At 69.5% G+C, this 2937-nt stretch carries 2 protein-coding genes and 1 pseudogene; all 3 read right to left on the bottom strand.

The window, feature by feature from the left end:
* Positions 1-135 precede the first annotated feature (135 nt).
* Positions 136-333 (bottom strand): annotated as a pseudogene (locus JKV81_RS36850) (DUF4158 domain-containing protein); the annotation flags it as partial.
* 134 nt (positions 334-467) lie between these two features.
* Positions 468-1385: an AraC family transcriptional regulator gene (locus tag JKV81_RS17000; RefSeq protein WP_202076614.1), complete on the bottom strand. Its 918-nt coding sequence runs from the start codon at positions 1383-1385 to the stop codon at positions 468-470.
* Between the two features lie 70 nt (positions 1386-1455).
* Entirely contained in the window at positions 1456-2364 is a 909-nt protein-coding gene (locus JKV81_RS16995) for a zinc-binding dehydrogenase (protein ID WP_202076613.1), read from the bottom strand.
* Positions 2365-2937 lie beyond the last annotated feature (573 nt).

Genomic DNA, 2937 nt, shown 5'->3' with positions numbered 1-2937 from the left:
ACATCTCGGAGATGTGCACGGTGTCGCCCGGCCGCGCGTAGGTGAGCAGTTCGGCGAACTTCGGGCGCTGGAGGGGGTGGAGGCGGCTGGAGGTGCCGGGGTCCTCCTCGAAGACGACCGGGTCCTCGATGCCGGCAGGAACCGGCCGATGTAGCGCACGGTGCACATCTGGAGCGCGAAGCTGAGCTGATAGTGCGCGGAGCGGCGCCGGGCGATCAGATCGCGGTCGACGTCGTCCAGGAAGAAGAACCGCTCCAGCTCGGGGAGGGTCGGCTCCTCGGCGAACTTCCCGTACGCCTCGGCCTGCTCATCAGTCAAAAACTCCACCGGCACGAGCGGACCGTAGCCAGCCCCAGCACCCGCCCGGCGTCTTTCCGCGAACCCCAGCAGAGCCACCGGCCGGTGTGCTAGCCGACCATGATCAATCTCAGCGCCAACCGCTGTACCGATGTTCCCCGAGGCCGGGATCACCTGCGAAGTCGAGAACGATATTCGCCCGGGGCCGTGCCTCGGGCACGTTTGAAGGCACGGCTGAAAGCGTGCGGAGAGCCGTATCCGACCGCGCCGGAGATCGACTCGACGGGCTCATCGGTATCGCGGAGCCGGACGGACGCCAGGTCGATACGCCACTGCGTCACGTACGCGCCCGGCGTCTGTCCGAGAGCGGACCGGAAACGCCTGGACAGCGTCGCCCGGGAGACGTTCGTCGCGGCGGCCAGGGTTTCCGTGGTCCAGGGGTGCTCCGGTTGGGCGTGGACACACGCCAGAGCGTCGCGCACGACCGGATCACGCATCGCTCCCAGCCATGAGCCGGACCGCTCCTGCGGGTGGCGGGCCAGCCAGGCGCGTACGAACTGGACGAGCAGCAGGTCGACGATGCTGTTGACGGCGGCGGTGGTGCCGATCTGCGGCTGTGCGAGCTCAACAGCGAGAAGTTCGACGGCCCTTGCGAGCTGCGCGTTCTCCCGGGCTGAGACATGCATCGGCCGGGTGAGGGAGGTGAGCACCGGTGTGCGCACCTCCGGGTCCTGCTCGTAGTGCAGGACGATCACTTCCGTCTGCACCGGCGCCGAGCCCAGCCGCAGGGCCCGGCCATCGGCAAAGGACCGGGCCGCTGCCTCACGGTCGCAGGAACCCATCGTCACACTGGCTCCGCCGGCTATCCCGTGTGCGGTGCCCGGCGACACCAGGACGGCGTCTCCGGCCCGCACCTCAAGAGGTTTCTCGCCCGTGACGTGGAGCCACATGGTGCCGCGGGACACCACGTGCAGCGCCGCCCCTGGGTAGGAGTCCAGCCACAGGCCCCAGGTTCCGCCGGCCTTCAGCACGACCCCGAGCCCTCCACGCGCACCCGAAACACGCAAGACCTCCGCCAGCACATCCATGGGGCCATTCTCGTCCACCGCCGCGAACCGCCCGCCGGCGGGCGAGGCGCATCTGTCCTCGCCTGCAGCGTCAGGCCACGTCAAGAACGATCTTTCCGTGCACCTTCCGCGCGAACAGCGCCCGGACGGCGTTGTCCACGTCCTGCCAGTCGCCTCGCAGTCCGACCGGCGCCGAGAGCTTCCCGGCGGCCATGAGGCCCAACAGGTCCGTCAGCTCCCCGCCGGTCGGCGTCATGTCGCCGTAGGTGGCGATGCTGCGGGGTTCGCCGAAGCCGAACAAGGCCTCTGCCGGGAAGGTGGTTTCCTGCCCCGAGGAGTAGCCGACCAGGTGGATGGTGCCGCCCTCGGCGAGGGAACTCCATGCCCGGGCCACCAGTGGTCCGCCGACCGTGTCCAGGACGAGGTCGAACCGGTCCCCGGTTTCGGCCAGGTCGGTCAGGACCTTGTCGGCGCCGAGTTCACGGAGTCCGGCGGCTCGCTCCGGTGAACCGACGAGTGCCGTCACCCGGGCGCCCGCCAGGGCCGCCAGCTGGACGGCGAAGTGCCCCACGCCCCCGCTGGCGCCGGTGACCAGAACGTTGCGCGCCAACAGAGAACGCTTGCGCAGCACTCGCAGAGGGGTGACTCCGGCGATCCCCAGCGCCGCGGCGTGGGCCAGATCGACCCCCTCGGGGACGGTGCCGAGCGAGGCGGGGCTGACTGCCACCCGCTCCGCCCACGAGTGGGGAGCCATTCCCACTGCGACGCGCGTACCCGCGGGCGGCCCCGAGCCGTCGGACGCGGCGCGCACCACGATGCCGGCCGCGTCGTGACCGTGCACAGCGCCGGCCGGCCACTGGTGCACGTAATTCAGCTCTCCGAAGTTGAGACCGATATGCCGTATCTCCACCAACGCCTCACCGGCGGACGGTACGGGCTCATCGACATCCGCGAACCGGACGGGTCCGGCTTCACTGTGATCGACCACAAGGGCGCGCATCAGGGGTGTGTTTCCTTCTCTCGTGGGTGCGCCTGAACACTCGGCGCGGCAGCAGATCGAGTGCGCAGATGCCGCACTGCCGCCTTCTTGGAACCCTTTCGCAGGACCGGGACAGCGACCAGGCCCGTGAGAATCAATCAGTTGACAATCTGTGTCAGTGCGACTCGCGGCGCGTCGAGCCCTGCCCCCTCCGGTGGATGACGCCGTGACGGGCACAGCCACGCCCGGGAGCGTAATGATCTTGAGGTTCCAGCGCTTGCGTCGGGCTGCGGAGTCGCGCTGGGTGACGTGCCTGGGCGACCGCGTCGGCGCCGGAGCGGGCGTTCAGCCAGGGAGGGGACGGAGGTGTGGCAGGAGCGGGCCAGGAGCGTCCCGCCGCAGCGCGGCAGGCCCCTCCGCGAATAGGTGGGTGATGGTCAAACAAACCTCTCGGACGCTCGGCATAGGCGTGCACGGCCCCTGACGCGGCCACCCTCGCCTGGCGATACCCTAGGGGGGTATATGGTTCCGGTATGGGCCAGAGGGACGGACCACACCGGACGGACAAGGGGATGACGGTCATGGAACACAGCG

Source organism: Streptomyces silvae, from assembly GCF_016745505.1.
GTDB classification, from domain to species: Bacteria; Actinomycetota; Actinomycetes; order Streptomycetales; family Streptomycetaceae; genus Streptomyces; species Streptomyces silvae.
Note: the sequence above shows the minus strand (reverse complement) of the source record. Positions and strands in the feature narration are given on the sequence as shown.

Excerpts from the sequence above, each read along its gene's own strand:
- JKV81_RS17000 (WP_202076614.1), bottom strand. The coding sequence starts at position 1,385 with ATGGATGTGCTGGCGGAGGTCTTGCGTGTTTCGGGTGCGCGTGGAGGG.
- JKV81_RS16995 (WP_202076613.1), bottom strand. The coding sequence starts at position 2,364 with ATGCGCGCCCTTGTGGTCGATCACAGTGAAGCCGGACCCGTCCGGTTC.